At 63.9% G+C, this 14,612-nt stretch carries 15 protein-coding genes; 8 read left to right on the plus strand and 7 right to left on the minus strand.

Annotated elements, in window-relative coordinates:
* Nucleotides 1-113 precede the first annotated feature (113 nt).
* Both AWB94_RS06655 and AWB94_RS06660 read left to right on the plus strand, forming a co-directional pair.
* Entirely contained in the window at nucleotides 114-788 is a 675-nt protein-coding gene (locus AWB94_RS06655; RefSeq protein WP_036439561.1) for a hypothetical protein, read from the plus strand.
* A 12-nt stretch (nucleotides 789-800) separates the two neighbouring features.
* Nucleotides 801-1,235 (plus strand): hypothetical protein, encoded by a 435-nt coding sequence (locus AWB94_RS06660; RefSeq protein ID WP_036439559.1) that lies wholly within the window; start codon nucleotides 801-803, stop codon nucleotides 1,233-1,235.
* A 99-nt stretch (nucleotides 1,236-1,334) separates the two neighbouring features.
* Here AWB94_RS06660 and AWB94_RS35025 read toward each other — a convergent pair whose 3' ends face one another.
* The gene (locus AWB94_RS35025; protein ID WP_165572186.1) at nucleotides 1,335-1,508 is read right to left on the minus strand and encodes a hypothetical protein; all 174 of its coding nucleotides are present in this window, start codon (nucleotides 1,506-1,508) and stop codon (nucleotides 1,335-1,337) included.
* Between the two features lie 223 nt (nucleotides 1,509-1,731).
* Between AWB94_RS35025 and AWB94_RS06670 the strand changes: the two genes are divergently transcribed.
* Nucleotides 1,732-2,799 (plus strand): SIR2 family protein, encoded by a 1,068-nt coding sequence (locus AWB94_RS06670; protein ID WP_048470744.1) that lies wholly within the window; start codon nucleotides 1,732-1,734, stop codon nucleotides 2,797-2,799.
* Between the two features lie 518 nt (nucleotides 2,800-3,317).
* Here the strand turns inward: AWB94_RS06670 and AWB94_RS06675 are convergent.
* The 3 genes from AWB94_RS06675 to AWB94_RS06685 all read right to left on the minus strand — a co-directional run bounded on the left by AWB94_RS06675 (nucleotide 3,318) and on the right by AWB94_RS06685 (nucleotide 6,179).
* Nucleotides 3,318-3,899 carry a TlpA family protein disulfide reductase gene (locus AWB94_RS06675; RefSeq protein WP_036439553.1) on the minus strand — a complete coding sequence of 194 codons (582 nt, stop codon included), beginning with the start codon at nucleotides 3,897-3,899 and terminating at the stop codon, nucleotides 3,318-3,320.
* 109 nt (nucleotides 3,900-4,008) lie between these two features.
* Nucleotides 4,009-5,499 carry an apolipoprotein N-acyltransferase gene (lnt, locus tag AWB94_RS06680; RefSeq protein WP_063840631.1) on the minus strand — a complete coding sequence of 497 codons (1,491 nt, stop codon included), beginning with the start codon at nucleotides 5,497-5,499 and terminating at the stop codon, nucleotides 4,009-4,011.
* Nucleotides 5,500-5,801: 302 nt separating this feature from the next.
* Nucleotides 5,802-6,179, minus strand: coding sequence for an ArsR/SmtB family transcription factor (locus tag AWB94_RS06685; protein ID WP_036439551.1), 378 nt, complete (start codon nucleotides 6,177-6,179; stop codon nucleotides 5,802-5,804).
* 142 nt (nucleotides 6,180-6,321) lie between these two features.
* Here AWB94_RS06685 and AWB94_RS06690 point away from each other — a divergent pair, with 142 nt between their 5' ends.
* Nucleotides 6,322-7,089, plus strand: coding sequence for a cytochrome c biogenesis CcdA family protein (locus tag AWB94_RS06690; RefSeq protein ID WP_036439549.1), 768 nt, complete (start codon nucleotides 6,322-6,324; stop codon nucleotides 7,087-7,089).
* Nucleotides 7,086-8,678, plus strand: a complete 1,593-nt coding sequence (gene resB, locus AWB94_RS06695; RefSeq protein WP_036439547.1) for a cytochrome c biogenesis protein ResB — start codon at nucleotides 7,086-7,088, stop codon at nucleotides 8,676-8,678. The genes AWB94_RS06690 and resB overlap by 4 nt, the downstream gene beginning before the upstream one ends.
* A 767-nt stretch (nucleotides 8,679-9,445) precedes the next feature.
* Here the strand turns inward: resB and AWB94_RS06705 are convergent.
* Entirely contained in the window at nucleotides 9,446-9,913 is a 468-nt protein-coding gene (locus AWB94_RS06705; protein ID WP_230023371.1) for a helix-turn-helix domain-containing protein, read from the minus strand.
* Here AWB94_RS06705 and AWB94_RS06710 point away from each other — a divergent pair.
* Nucleotides 9,912-10,868 carry an alpha/beta hydrolase gene (locus tag AWB94_RS06710; protein ID WP_063835184.1) on the plus strand — a complete coding sequence of 319 codons (957 nt, stop codon included), beginning with the start codon at nucleotides 9,912-9,914 and terminating at the stop codon, nucleotides 10,866-10,868. The two genes, AWB94_RS06705 and AWB94_RS06710, sit on opposite strands and share 2 nt — an antisense overlap.
* Before the next feature lie 24 nt (nucleotides 10,869-10,892).
* Here the strand turns inward: AWB94_RS06710 and AWB94_RS06715 are convergent, their stop codons facing one another.
* Together AWB94_RS06715 and AWB94_RS06720 are read right to left on the minus strand one after the other, a co-directional pair.
* Nucleotides 10,893-11,558 (minus strand): peroxiredoxin, encoded by a 666-nt coding sequence (locus AWB94_RS06715; RefSeq protein WP_036439543.1) that lies wholly within the window; start codon nucleotides 11,556-11,558, stop codon nucleotides 10,893-10,895.
* A gap of 446 nt (nucleotides 11,559-12,004) precedes the next feature.
* Nucleotides 12,005-13,162 (minus strand): NAD(P)/FAD-dependent oxidoreductase, encoded by a 1,158-nt coding sequence (locus AWB94_RS06720; protein WP_048471339.1) that lies wholly within the window; start codon nucleotides 13,160-13,162, stop codon nucleotides 12,005-12,007.
* A 258-nt stretch (nucleotides 13,163-13,420) separates the two neighbouring features.
* Here AWB94_RS06720 and AWB94_RS06725 point away from each other — a divergent pair, with 258 nt between their 5' ends.
* Nucleotides 13,421-13,690, plus strand: a complete 270-nt coding sequence (locus AWB94_RS06725) for a metal-sensitive transcriptional regulator (protein WP_046364097.1) — start codon at nucleotides 13,421-13,423, stop codon at nucleotides 13,688-13,690.
* A gap of 103 nt (nucleotides 13,691-13,793) precedes the next feature.
* Entirely contained in the window at nucleotides 13,794-14,567 is a 774-nt protein-coding gene (locus AWB94_RS06730) for a sulfite exporter TauE/SafE family protein (RefSeq protein ID WP_062654569.1), read from the plus strand.
* The last annotated feature ends 45 nt before the right edge of the window (nucleotides 14,568-14,612 follow it).

Below are 14,612 nucleotides of genomic sequence, written 5' to 3' on the forward strand. Positions count from 1 at the left end.
GAGTTCGCTCTACAGTGGACCACGACCCACCAACCCCAAGTCGCATAGCGACTGGACCACCAAACGGGTCCCCCTCACTGCAACCGATTCCTGATGAGACGTTCACCCTGCGGATGCTGCGCCGCCGGCTTGCCATCGAACTTGCTTACCGGCCAGCGGGGCTTCTGGCGGCCAAGGTGCAACTCAAACACGTCTCCGTGGTGACCACCGAGGGTTACGCGGCCCGCCCCGGCGGGGCTCAAGCCAAGCTGTGGGCCGAGATCAGCCAGCACGAACAGAGCCGAAACATTGAGCTGACACTGGAGGCCTTCGCCGACTTCGAGCGGGGGGTCATGCCCGCGGGGCCCGGCGCCCGCGAACTCATCGACTACTTCGGCAGCATCGACGCCCGACTCGACCGCGAGCAGGCATCCCCGAAGGTCCTCCCCAACGATCAACAGCTTCGTAACCTGCTTTCACGACGCGCCAAGACGCTGCATCTAGCTGTGGCGAACTACTGCTGGTTCAGCGACCCCGCCCGTGCCCTGTGCCTGAAGATTGCAGGGACACCAACCGCCGAGAAGCCCCTGATCGGTATGTGCGACGCAGCTCGCTGCCCACAGGCAACCCACCACGCTCGTCACCGCGACACGTGGTCGGAAGCCGTGAAATCGACAACGACTTTCCTGGGCTCATTGAGCAAGACCCAGAAAACCGAACGTCAACGCCTGCAGTCCGAACTGAGCCGCGCTCAACGGGTGATCGACGGCATCGATGCTGCCAGCACCGGCGGCCAGCAGGATCCCTAGAGACGCCGACACATGGGCCGAGTTAGCCAACAGCAGCGCGAACAAATCGAATCGCGCATCAGGGCCGCCTCCGACAGGCTGCTGCGCGGAGACATACCCGCAGGAGGTGGTTGCGACGTAAAGACGCTCGCTGCAGAGTCTGGAGTCACTCGCGCCGCTCTCTACAGCACCTATCTGCACCTCAAGGAAGAATTCGAAGCGCGGCGCGAACGCCAGCGCGCCCTCAACATCGACAACGACCAACGGGAAAAACAAATTCGGCGGTTGAAGGACGAGGTCGTCAAGCTGCGCCAATGGTTGGCTGACCGCGATGCCGACATCGCCACCCACGAGCAATTCCGCAAAAGCGCAATCTCTCGACTGGCCGCCCAACACGACGAGATCGTCCGGTTACGCGACGCCCTAGCCGACAACGACAACGTCCGTGGTCTGCCCAGGCGTAGCTGATCAGCCATGCACGTCTCCTCAGATGCCTTTGGCCCCCAGAATCCATGTGAGGCGAAGGTACCCGAGAGGGCAAGGACAGCCCGTTGAGGTGGTTCCACCTCAGCGCTTCGGCGACTGCTGCTTCGCGAGGTACGCCTTGACCGCCGCAGAACGTCGATGATCCGCCGGAATCACCCTGCCCTCCAGCTTGGCGGAAGCTTTTGTAGCTCGGGCGCCGGCCTTCTTGGCGGCCGCTGCGGATACGACCACCTTCTTGGGTGTCCGCTCCGCCATCACCACACCTCCGCCAATCAATAGATTAGGCCGACGGTACTGCTGGCGGCCGAGCCTGACCACCAATTTTTGCCGACACGGAGCCAGCGTGACTGTCCCACAACTGCCCGAAACTCCTAGGGGTATAGAGAACACCGCGTGTCTCACTGCTGCGCTGTCTGCACTCAATGAGACAGTCGATATGTGACCGCCAACGGTCCGTACGAGCAGGAAGGCTCCGGGTTTGAGCGTTGCGGTCGTCGACCTTGGCACCTTCTCTCGCCAGTGGGCCGTAGAGGGTCGGCGGATCGCATGGCTGTTCGGTGCGGGCGCAAGTGCCTCGGCTCAAGTCCCGACCGCTGGCCGGGTCGTCCTTGATCTCCTGTCGCGGTTGTACGCCGACGCACATCACCTCGTCCACCAGGACCTGAACCTTGGCGACGAAGATACGCGGCGGTCGATCCTCGCCTACTACGACGGCATAAACGGCATGCCTCCCATCGGTGATCCCAGCGACTACAGCACCGCCTTCTCCCTGGCTCTGCCCGACGATGGGCCCCGACGTCAGTACCTCCGTGGCCTGTTCCAGGACCGTTTGCCCTCGTATGGGCAACGCGTGCTCGGCGCCCTGATCGCCGAGGGGTTCGTCGACCTCGGGCTGACGACAAACTTCGACGACCTCGTCGAGCAGGCGGCCGAGAGTGCGCGAGCGGCGCTCACAACCTCGTCGCGTCCGCGCCTGGGGATCGCAGCGCTTGGTGATCCTGCGCGGGCCAGTCTCGCGCTGAGTGACGATGACTTCCCCCTGCTAGTCAAGCTGCACGGCGACTTTCGCGAGCACGCACTGAAGAACCTCGAAAGTGAGCTTCAATCACAAGACGCCAAGCTGCGTCAGGCGTTCCTCGACAGCAGCCGTCGGTTCGGCCTGGCCGTCATCGGGTACAGCGGCCGGGACGCCAGCGTGATGACGATGCTCAACGACGCCGTCGCAATCGCTGACGCGCTTCCCGGCGGGCTGTGGTGGCTGACGCGCGACCCGAGCAGTGCACTGCCAGCGGTCGCCGAGTTGATGGAACGGGCCGATGCGGCCGGAGTGACGGCTCGCTTGGTCACCATCGAGAACTTCGATGAGACGTTCGCAAGTCTCGGCAGGACAGCCACCCTCAAACCGGCTCTGCGCTCGCACGTCGATCAGCTGCGTACGACTGCGCGCGTCGTGGACGCCGCCCTCCCAGCCATCGAGGCCGGCGACTTCCCGATCTTGCGTATGAATGCGCTGCCGATCCTGAGTTCGCCGACCCGCGCCCTTTAGGCCACGCTGCAACCGCGCACGACGCTCGATGCGGTTCGTGATGGACTCCACGCCGCGCGTTGGCGAGGAGCCCTGGCCACGTCTGGTGAGCGCGTTCTCGCCCTTGGCAGTGCAACGCAGCTCGCCTCCGCGCTTCCCCTGGCGGGTCTGCCGTCTGGGGTCACGATCAACTGCCATCGAGAGAATGCGCCGACTCTGGAGCGAGCGGTGACCTCCGAGGCCCTGACGCGCGGCCTGGCACGCCGCCTGCCCGTACGAGCGCTGATCCGCGACCGAGGGCATCAGTTGGTCATCAGGCCCGTGAGCGCCGACCGGCCCGACTCCGCTGCCCAAGCCTCAGCCAGTTCACTCGCCCAGTCGACAGCTGTCGAGTCAACCCATGATGTCGCCCGACATGACAGAAAGTGAGACATCGTCAACTGCGGAAACATCTGGTCGGCACTGGGCAGGTACGCTCTTCGGTTGGTCTGTGCCGCATCCCAGCCCGGCAACTTCAGAGCTAAAGAACCTCGCCAACACTAGGATTCCGACAGAAGGCGATTCAGCAGCGGTCTTAGGTCGTCGGCGAGTAAAGCCATCAGGTAGACCGCTGCCACTCGGTGTTGGCGATCAAGCACCATGGTGGTGGGAACCACACTGGTGGGATAGTTGCGGCCCAGGGCGATGAGGGTGCGCATCTCGGGGTCGAAGATGGATGGGTAGCTGACGTTGCGGTCGGTCTTGAAGTCACGTGCTGCCTGGAGATCGTCGCGAACGTCGATGCCAAGGAACTCGACGCCGCGGGAACGGTATTCATTAAAGGCCAGTTCGAGTTCGGGAGTCTCGGTGCGGCACGGGGCACACCATGATCCCCAAACGTTGATGACGACGATCTTGCCGGTGAAGTCGGACAGGCTGACGGTTTCGTCTGTCATCAGATCCGGACCGCTCAACGCTCCGATAGTGCTTCGCGAGTCCGCTGGGTCGTAGTAGATGACTGTCTTGCCGCCGGGCGATACGAAGTCGAAGTTCCCAGCTTGCGCACCAGTTCCCGCGTTCGAGCAGGCAGACAGTAGTGTCAGGATCGCGACCATGAGGACCGCCAGTCGCACGGTGCTCATACGTTCGTTCCTTTGCTTTCTGGCCATCTTTCCTCTGCATCATCGGGATTCACGTACCTACTATCTCGAATAGTAGATACTCGTGGTCGGGCCGACGGACTTGCTCGCATCATCCGCTTGACGATTTGCGCCACGACGGCGTGTAGCGCTGGATCGCCGCTAACAAGAGCGCAGCGATTGCCAAAGCGGTGACAACCCCGTGAATGATCGGGGTCCACCGCGTGGCCGGGGTGAGTTCGTCGTTGAGTTCAATGCGGCTGATCAGATAGTCGGCGGTGAAGAAGGCTGTCTCATCGACAACCCGGCCGTCCGGCGTGATGATGGCGCTGACGCCGGTGGTGCCTGCCACCACGACCGGCCGTCGGTGCTCGAAGGCGCGAATCTTCGCGAACGCGAGAAACTGCCGACTCATAGTTTCGTTGAAGGTGGCGTTGTTGGTCGGGATGACCAACACCTGGGCGCCGTTACGAACTGATTCACGAGGAGCACGGTCGAAAACCGCCTCCCAACAGGTAGCGACTCCGACGGAGACATCGGCGGCTTCGACGACACCGGAGCCGGCACCGGGAACGAAGAAGCCGGCGCGCTCCGCATAATCGGAGAAGAGCCGGAAGAACCCTCTCCACGGTAGATATTCACCGAACGGTTGCAGGATCTTCTTGTCGTGGCGGGCGCCGGGTCCGTCCTCGGGTGACCAGAGAATCATGGTGTTCGAGGTGGATCTGGGGTCGGTGCTTTGTGGTGGGTTGCTCAGGACCGCGCCGATCAGAATGGGTGCGTTGATCGCCCGTGCAGCAGTGTCGATTTGTTGCGCTGCATCGTTGTTGATCAATGGGTCGATGTCGGAGGAGTTTTCCGGCCACACCACCAGATCGGGTTGGGGCGCGCTACTGGCGCGAACGTCGTCGGCGAGACGCAGAGTCTGCTGAACGTGGTTGTCCAGCACGGCGCGCCGCTGTGCGTTGAAGTCCAGGCCGAGGCGCGGCACGTTGCCCTGCACCGCCGCAACCACCAGAGTCTGTTTCTCACGATCCGAACGCCAGGGCTCCCAGGCGAGTCCGGTGAGGGCCGCCAGACACAGTGCCGTTGACAGCGCGACTACCGCGCTGCGCCGTCGGTGTGGACCCGGACCAACGAGCACCGCCGTGACGGTGAAACCGATCAGCGTCGTGGTGAACGAGATCAGGGAAGGTCCTCCCCAGGGTGCCAGTTGCGCCAGCGGCCCGCTGGATTGGCCGAAAGCCAGTACACCCCAAGGGAATCCGCCGAAGGGCACGGCACTCTTCAACAGTTCCACAGCGACCCACCAGGTGGCCCACCACATCGGCCAACCCGGTTGATCGCGCAGTGCCACGGCGGCGGCACCGAACAGTGCAGTAAACGCCGCGCACAGAGTGCTCAAAGCCAACCACGGAACCATGCCGACCAGAGCACCGGTCCACGGCAACAGAGGCAGGTAAAACGCCACGCCGAAGACGAAGCCAAAGCCCAGGCCGCCGAGCACTGTGGTGTTGCGGTGGGCCAGGACCCAGCCCAGCAGAGCGAGTCCGGCGAAAGCGGCGGGCCACCAGTCTGTCGGTGGAAAGCTGCTCCACAGCAACCCGCCGCCGGCGACAACGGCGATCAGCCCACGAGGGATCAGCCGACGAGGATCGCATCGAGCGCCCGGTGAACCGGTGCCTGGCGCCGCGACAGCGGTGGGGAGGGTGTCCATATTTGGCTGCTCGGCGGGTTCACCGGCTATGTTCCGGCCACTCACCCCCCACGAACATCGGACTCGACCGAGGCGGGTTCATCCTTGGCCACGCCACGGCCTGCAATTCATGTACCTGCCAAAGCTTTTCAGGTCCGGACTCGGGTTCGCCGGACTGCTGACCCTCAGGCTGCGGTCCGCAGCACGCATCAGACACGATTGACCCCCTCAACGCGAACCGAAGCGAGTACGGCGGCAGTCAAGTGGACGCCGAGCGGGGTGAGCCGATACATCACCAGCTTGCCGTCGCGGCGAGAAGCGACCAAAGCGGCGTTCTTCAACTGCCGCAGATGATGTGACACCAGGTTCTGCGCCGAGCCGACCACCCAGGCCATATCGCAGACACACAACTCATCACCGTTGCTCAACGCCGTCGCGATCATCAGGCGGGTGGGATCGCTCAGCGCCTTGGCGGCTGAGGCCGCCGACTCCACCTTGCTCGGTGCCGGCAGCGAGGCACGGATGGCTTCGGCGTGCGGCAGATCAAGACACAACAGATCGCAGCTGTCGACAGGCGGATCAGTCATGGCAACATACTAACGGACGTTGAGATGGTCCTCGCGGGCTCGGGCCATGAGAACGTGCGGGGCAGTTATGGTTCTAACTTACTACTCTATGTAGTAAGTACGTAGATTTCTTGAGGATGTGGTTCGACATGCATTGGCGCCGATGAACGGTTTCACCGAGATCGCAATGTCAGGCAATATTGTGCCGGCACTGCTGGTGTCGGTGCTGGCTGGGATTGTGTCGTTCGCGTCTCCGTGCGTGGTGCCCCTGGTGCCGGGGTATCTGTCCTATCTCGCTGCCGTGGTTGGCGTCGACGAGGACAGCCGATTTAGATCACGTGGGGTGCGTTTACGGGTCGCCGGTGCCGCAGGGCTGTTCATCCTTGGTTTCACCGTGGTATTCCTGATGGGCACCATCGCGATTTTGGGCCTTACCTCCACAGTCATCAGCAACCAGTTGCTGCTGCAGCGGATTGGCGGTGTCCTCACGATCGTGATGGGCCTGGTGTTCATGGGCTTCATCCCGGCACTGCAGCGCCAGGCCCGGTTCACGCCGAAGGCGGTGTCCACCGTCGGCGGTGCCCCGCTACTCGGGGCGGTCTTCGGGCTCGGCTGGACGCCGTGTCTGGGACCTACGCTCACCGGTGTCATCGCGGTCGCCTCGGCCACCGAGGGATCGAACATCGCCCGCGGTGTGGTGCTGGTCATTGCCTACTGTCTGGGTCTGGGTATTCCGTTCCTCCTACTCGCATTGGGTTCAGTACGTGCGGTACATGCGCTGGGGTGGCTTCGCCGGCACACCAGGACGATTCAGATTTTCGGGGGTGTCCTGCTCGTCGCCGTGGGATTGGCTTTGGTGACCGGCTTGTGGAACGAGTTCGTCACCTGGATCCGTGACGCGTTCGTCACCAACACCACGTTGCCGATATGAGACGAGCGTTGGCCTATGTCCGCAACACCTGGCGTGCCCTCACCTCGATGGGCACCGCGCTCGTCTTGTTGTTCTTGCTGGCATTTGCGGCGATACCGGGCGCGTTGTGGCCGCAACGCACGGTCAACCCGACGACCGTAGCCGGCTATCTCGCCGACAATCCGCGACTCGGTCCGTGGCTGGACCGGTTACAGGTGTTCGACGTGTTCTCCAGCGTCTGGTTCACCTCGATCTACGTCTTGCTGTTCGTCTCGCTGATCGGGTGTCTGACACCGCGGTTGATCGAGCATGCCCGCAGCCTTGCGGCAATACCGGTGCCGGCGCCGCGCAATCTCAGCCGGCTCCCGAAGCACCGTGTAATGGTCATCGAGGGGGACCCTGACGCCCTCGGCGTCGCAGTCTCCGACAGCTTGCGCCGATGGCGCAGGACCACCCGCAGCAACGACGGCTTCGTCGAAGTCTCCGCGGAGAAGGGCTATTTGAGGGAGGCGGGCAACCTGGTTTTCCACTTCTCGCTCATTGGACTGCTCGTTTCCATCGCGGCCGGGAAACTGTTCGGTTACGAGGGAAACGTCATCGTGATTGCCGACGGGGGACCAGGATTCTGTTCGGCTTCGCCCGCGGCGTTTGATGCCTTTCGTGCGGGCACAACCGTTGACGGTACCGCGCTATACCCAATCTGCCTGCGCGTCAATGATTTCGAGGTTAGTTTCCTGCCGAGCGGACAAGCGGTGTCGTTCGCCGCGGACACCGTCTATCAGGCCGGGGACGACCTGGTAAACGATACCTGGAACGCTTATCAGCTGAGAGTCAACGAACCACTGCGGGTCGGCGGCAACCGAGTGTATCTGCTCGGGCACGGCTACGCACCGACGTTCACGGTCACCTTCCCGGACGGGCAGACGCGCACCCAGACCCTGCAGTGGCAGCCCGAGGACCTGCAGACGTTGCTGTCTTCGGGCGCTGTGCGTTTCGACCCGCCGGCGGGCAGCTACCCCGACCCCGATGAGCGCCGCAAGAATCAGATCGCGCTGGCAGGGTTGCTGGCGCCGACGGCGCAATTCGACGGCACACTGTTGTCGTCGGCGTTCCCCGCCCTCAATGATCCCGCCGTGGCGATCGACATCTACAAGGGTGATACCGGCTTGGATTCCGGTCGCCCGCAATCGATTTTCGCGTTGGACAGGCGCATGATCGGGCAGGGTCGTCTCAATCGGATGGCCAGGGTGAACCTGCGTCTGGGCGAGGAGACACGCCTTGACGACGGCACGGTGGTCCGTTTCGACGCGGTCACCGACTTCGTGAGTCTGCAGGTGTCACATGATCCGGCGCAGATCTGGGTGCTGGTGTTCGCCATGACGATGATGGCCGGCCTGCTGGTCTCGCTGATCATTCGTCGGCGACGGATCTGGGTGAAGATCAGCAGAGACGAAGGCGGCGGTGCTCTGACGGTCGAGGTCGGCGGGCTGGCACGCACCGACAACGCCGGGTGGGGTGAAGAATTCGACCGTCTGGTGATCCGCCTGCTGTCAGAAGCGTCGGAGCAACCACCGGGGAAGACCACGACGAACACCCGCGGCAGACCGTGACGGCCGGGACGCGTCGCTATGACGGCCCTGCTGACCGTGGCGTCGATGGACGCTCTCGCCGCGCCGGTCGATGCGCATGCTGTGTCACCACGGCGATGCCGCACCCAACTATCCGCGTGGTTGTAGACACGCCCGCCCATTTCCTGTGACAGCCGAATACGGCCACGCCGCTGCGAAGTTCAGACGAAAAGACGCCTAGGCGATGCGCCCAAACAGACAGCACCGTAAGCCCCCGACATCGATCGCGCTGGCAATAGCGACCACGATGTCAACGTTGATTTTGGGTCATCTGGCTTGCGGGCGGGTCACTATGCACGTGTTCACCTGCGGGATTCGCCGGCGGGCTGCTGCTGCCCAACCGCGGCAGCTGGGCCGACATCCGGATCCCGTACTTCATCGCCCTGGCCCTGTTCCTGGCGCATCGGGTCGGGTCGAGGAAGAGCAGATGGGCTTCTTCGCCCACCGCCGAAGTGACCGCGCTGCCGTCACCAGCCGTCACCTCGGAGTCTGTCCTCCTGTTGCTTCTGGTGTCGGTGGGCATGTGGCTGCTCATCCCGGTCCTGATGATGAGGGCTCCGGCATTCGGCTGCTACCTGGCTTGGGCGTTCTCCGCGTCGCTGGGCATCACCGAACTCGCTCATTTCGTTGTGCTTCTCGTTCCTCGACCAACCGGGCTACAGCTACGTTCCCGGAATGTGGGCGGTCCTCCCGCTTGCCCCGGTGGCGTGGCTGAACATGTGGCGCTGGCCCGCGGCAAACATGACCTATCAATCGCCGGCCACATCGCCGGCGGCTGATCGGTTGTCGACCCGTTCGGCAAGGACCGACTGAAACCGGGGGCACATGGCCACGTCGCCGTGTTCGCAATTCAACCCGGAATCCACCAGGGCCAGCGCTGACTGCGCATCAGCGATGCGCGCGATCAGCTGATCGCGCTGCCGGTGCAACACCGCGTTGCGCTTCGCCGGGGTGGCCGCGGTGAGGATCTCCCGAATGTCCTCCAGACCCATCCCGGCACGCTTGGCTTGCAGGATCGCCGCAACCCGAAACCGATCCGCGCGCCCGTAGACACGATGGCCCACTGAGGAGCGGTGCGGAACCAGCAGTTCCACGGATTCCCAGTGGCGCAGCACATGGGTAGCGACGCCGAAATGCTTCGCCAGCTCGCTGATCGACACGTCGCCATCTTCATCGCTTGACTTCATGTCGACATTAAGGCCCAGCATCGCTGCCATGTCCACACCCGATAGTCCGATCCACCCCGCCCACCCGCATTTCGAGGTGGTACGCGAAGACCTCGCCTTCAGTTCCGGCAGCGATCGCTGCGACGGCTGGCTGTACCGGCCACGAACAGACGCCACTCACCCGTGCGTCGTGATGGCTCACGGCATCGGTGGCATCCGCAGCGCCGCGCTGCCCGAGTTCGCGACGCGGTTCGCCGCCGCGGGGATCGCCGCGCTCACCTTCGACTACCGCCATTCCGGCACCAGCGGGGGCGTACCGCGCGGTCTGATCGACATCCGCCGACAGCGAGCAGACTTGCGCGCGGCACTGGACTACGCGCGCGGCCTGGATAGCGTCGATCCGGACCGAATGGCGCTGTGGGGGACCTCTTTCGGCGGGGGGCATGTACTGGCCACCGCCGCCGCCAACCCACGTATTGGCGCGGCTATCATCCAAAACCCCTTCGTCGACGGTCGCGCGGCGGCGGCGGCGGCGATGCGCTCGGCCGGTCGTGTCGCCACCTACCGGCTGGCTGTGCGGGCTCTTCGCGACGCGCTGCGCGCCCGCCGCGGCCGCGACCCCATCTACGTCGATCTGGTTGGCGAACCCGGCACGGTGGCGATGATGACCACACCCGATGCGAGAGCTGGATTCGAGGCGATTCTGCCACCCGACCCGATCGGTTGGGAGCCCGCCGTTGCTGCCCGTATCGCGTTGCACTTGCGATCGGATCGGCCCGCCACCAAAGCCGACCAGGTGACCTGCCCTCTGCTGGTCAATGTGTGCGACCACGACGCGATCACGCCACCGGATCCCGCGATTCGCGTCGCCGAAGAAGCTCCTCGGGGCGAGTTAAGCCGTTACCCCATAGGGCATTTTGACCTGTTCGCCGGGGAGTGGTTGAACCGAGTGTGCGCCGACCAAATCGCCTTCCTGCGCAGCAACCTCATTGCCGTTGCGCAGTGAACGGGTGCACGCCCGTCGGCGCCCTCAGCCTTGGGTGGGGTCGGCAACGATGCGCAGGTAGGGACGAGGGGCAGTCCAGCCGTCCGGATAGATCATTTTGGCCTCCTCGTCGCTAACCGAGCCGGCGATGATCACGTCGCCACCTCTGTTCCACTGGGCGGGGGTGGCCACCTTGTGCGCGGCAGTGAGTTGTAGCGAGTCGAGTACACGCAGCACCTCGTCGAAGTTGCGGCCGGTGGTCATCGGGTAAACGAGCACCAACTTGATCGTCTTGTCGGGGCCGATGACGAAGACATTGCGCAGCGTCGCCATCTCGGCCGGAGTGTGACTGGTCGGGTCACCGGCGATTTCGGCGGGTAGCATCCCGTAGGCCTTCGAAATGGTGTAGTCGCTGTCGGAGATCATCGGATAGTTGGGTGCGGTACCTTGTGTTTCGGCGATGTCGTCGGCCCATGCGGTGTGGTTGTCGAGTGGGTCGACCGACAACCCGATGATTTTGGTGTTGCGTTGGTCGAATTCGGGTTTGATCTTGGCCATGTAGCCGAGTTCGGTCGTGCACACCGGGGTGAAATCGCGGGGGTGGGAGAACAGAACTGCCCAGCTGTCGCCGATCCACTCATGGAAGTTGATCGGACCCTGGGTGGTTTGGGCGTGGAAATCGGGGGCGGTGTCGCCGATGGTGAGTGCCATCAGTGGTTGTCCTTTCGGTTTGGTGCGGTCGACATCGACGCTAGCGGTCGAGCCTGAGGCGAACCTGAAGTCGGCGGGGGGCGCGGTCAGCTTCGGAGGGTATCGACTAGTACGAGGCCGGCACCACCGTCATCTACCCTTGAAACGCCGTACTAATGAAAGAAAATGCGTTCTGGCCTGGCGCGTTGTCCGCATTTTGGTCAGTCCCTTGGTGTTTATGTCACGTAAGGCTCGTCAGCATGGGGCTCTCCTCGTCGCGAGCGATAGGAGGTCGATAGGCAGTCGGCTGGTGGTATTTGGTGGTGTCGGCGGCTGCGTTGGGCGCCGGTTGCGGTCGGTTCCCAGGACAATTGGGTTCCGTACGAGGCCGAGGCGAACCGGCGCGTCGGCACGGCTGCGCGATACCAAATGGGCTATGTCCGGCACGGCAGCCATCGGCGACGTTTCTATCGTTCAGCTTCGGATCGGCTGAACCAGCGGTGCCGTCGGGTGTTGGCGAATTCAGCTTTTTCGTCGGCCAGGTCGGTGGAGGGCCCGATGAAGGGGGCGGTGGGTTTGGGCCCGGAGAGGAAGTCGGCCTCGACCTTGCCAACCTGTCCATCGCCGAACTCGATGTAGCAGACCCCGCGCCCAGAATACTTGGCGGTGAAGGGCGTTCCGTGCAGCTGTGCGGCGATGTGGGCGGCAACGGTGCGGGCAGCGTCTTCGGCGTAAACCCCGGCTCGGGGTACGGGTGCGTCGGCGCAGTCACCGATGGCGTACACGCCAGCATGTTTGGTGGCGAGTGTGGCGGGGTCGACGGCGATCCATCCGTCGCTGCCTCCAGCAGTCAGCCCGGAGGCGTCGATCACGCCGGGGACGCGGTGTTTGGGGATGCCGATGAACAGGTCATAGGGCACGGTGTCGGTGTCGGTGTGGACGAGGTGTTGGTTCGGGTCCAGTGAACGGATCTTGGTGTCGGGCCGGTAGATGATGCCGCGTTCGGCCATGGCGGTGATCAGCGATTCGGACGTTTCCGGGGAGACCGGGATCGGGGAGGGCATGGGGCTGATCACCTTGATGGTGGCGGCGTCACGGATGCCCCGCTCGACCAAGTGGGCATGTAGCAGCAGGAGTGCCTCATAAGGTGCTGGGGGGCACTTGAAGGGGACACTGAGGATGCCCAGCACGATGGTGCCTCCAGTGAATTCAGTCAGGCGGTCACGCAGTCGAGCGGCGCCATCCACGGTGTAGAAGTCGTGACCGTCCTCGGAGAAGCCAGGGGTGGCTTCGGGCTCGTAGTCGGCGCCAAGGGCGATGACGAGGATGTCGGTCTGGTAGTCGGATTGATCGGTGGCGACGCGGCGGGTGGCCGGGTCGATCGAGGTAATGTGTTCCTGGCGGAATTCCACGCCTGGCCGGGTCAGCTCGGCATACGGAATGCGGACCTCCTCGGGGGTGTGGTTCGCGAACAACACGTCGAGCTTGGAGAAGCCGAAGGTGAATCCGTCGTTGTGGTCGATCAGGATTACGTGCACCTCATCGGCGAGGTCGTCGGAGAGTCGGGCGGCTAATTCCAGGCCGCCAAATCCGGCACCCAAAATCAGTACGGTCTTCTTCTTCATTGGTGCGTCCCTCTTTCTCGTCGACGGTGACTTCACGGGTTCATTCACCCCTCTCTGTATACCCCCGCCGGTATGTTCTGTCGATGGGTGGCGAAGTCACGGTCCGCCCCGATCCGTTGATGCAAGGGTGACTGACCCGACCTCTCCGGCCATGACGCCACATTCGTATCGAGCGCCGCGAATGGTCACCGCATCGATCCGGTAAATACCCGGCGGGGTATACGATGGGAACTACTGCTACGGAGAAGGGAGTCGGCGATGGTCGGCGATCAGGACAGCATCGCAGTGGTGCTCAATCGGTTGCGTCGTGCGCACGGTCAGCTCGCGGGCGTGATCGCGATGATCGAGCAGGGCCGCGACTGTAAGGACGTGGTCACCCAGCTTGCCGCGGTGTCACGGGCCTTGGATAAGGCCGGGTTCAAGATCGTGGCGACGGGTCTGCGAGAGTGCCTGGCAGGGCAGGTCGAAGGTGCGGCGGCGCCGATGACCGAGGCCGAGTTGGAGAAGCTGTTCTTGGCGCTGGCGTGAAGAGTGCGGGCGTTGCAGTGACATCGGCGACGGAGACCTCGATGACTGCCGTGTTGGCGTGCTGGGTGAGAGCGGGTGGCGGGGCGTCGAAGCGGTGGCGCCGATGACTCTGCCCACCGCCTTGGCGCTGGGTGCGGTGATCGGGGTGCTGTTGGGGTTGCTCGGCGGCGGCGGGTCGATCCTGGCGGTCCCGGCGCTGGTCTATGCGCTCGGCCTCGGGATCGAGCAGGCGATCCCCATGTCGCTCATCGTGGTCGCGGCGGCCTCGGCGGTGGGGGTGTTGCCCAAGTTGCGCGCCGGGCAGGTGCAGTGGCGCCTGGCCGCCGTGTTCGCGGTGGCCGGCATCCCGGGCACCCTGCTCGGCAGCGCCATCGGCGAGCGCCTGCCTCAGTCGGCTCTGATGATCGGCTTCGCGGTGCTCATGATCGTCGCCGGCAACCGAATGTTGGCCGATTCCGCCGAGACCGGCACTGCCTGCACCGCCGGCGATGCCGGCATCAACTGGCGTCGCTGCGCACCGCGGTCCATTCCCGCGGGCTTCGTGGTCGGCCTGCTGACCGGGCTGTTCGGTGTGGGCGGTGGATTCGTCATCGTTCCCGCCCTGGTGCTGTTGCTCGGGGTGCAGATGTCCATTGCGATCGGTACCTCCCTGCTGATCATCGTCGCCAACTCCGCGGCCGGGGTGCTCTCCCACCTCAATGGGGCAAGCATCGACTGGTCGATCACCGCGGCGTTCGTTGCGACTGCGATCGGCGGCTCACTGGTCGCCGGGCACTACGGCACCAGACTCGACACCGGCCGGTTGCAGCACTGGTTCGCCTACCTGGTCTTCGCCGTGGCGGCCTATGTCCTGCTGGACACGCTCGTCCTGACCTGACGTGTCCAACTTCATCAGTTACCCCAGCCAAGGGCTTCGATTCAT

It is taken from the genome of Mycolicibacterium canariasense (genome assembly GCF_002101555.1).
GTDB classification, from domain to species: Bacteria; Actinomycetota; Actinomycetes; order Mycobacteriales; family Mycobacteriaceae; genus Mycobacterium; species Mycobacterium canariasense.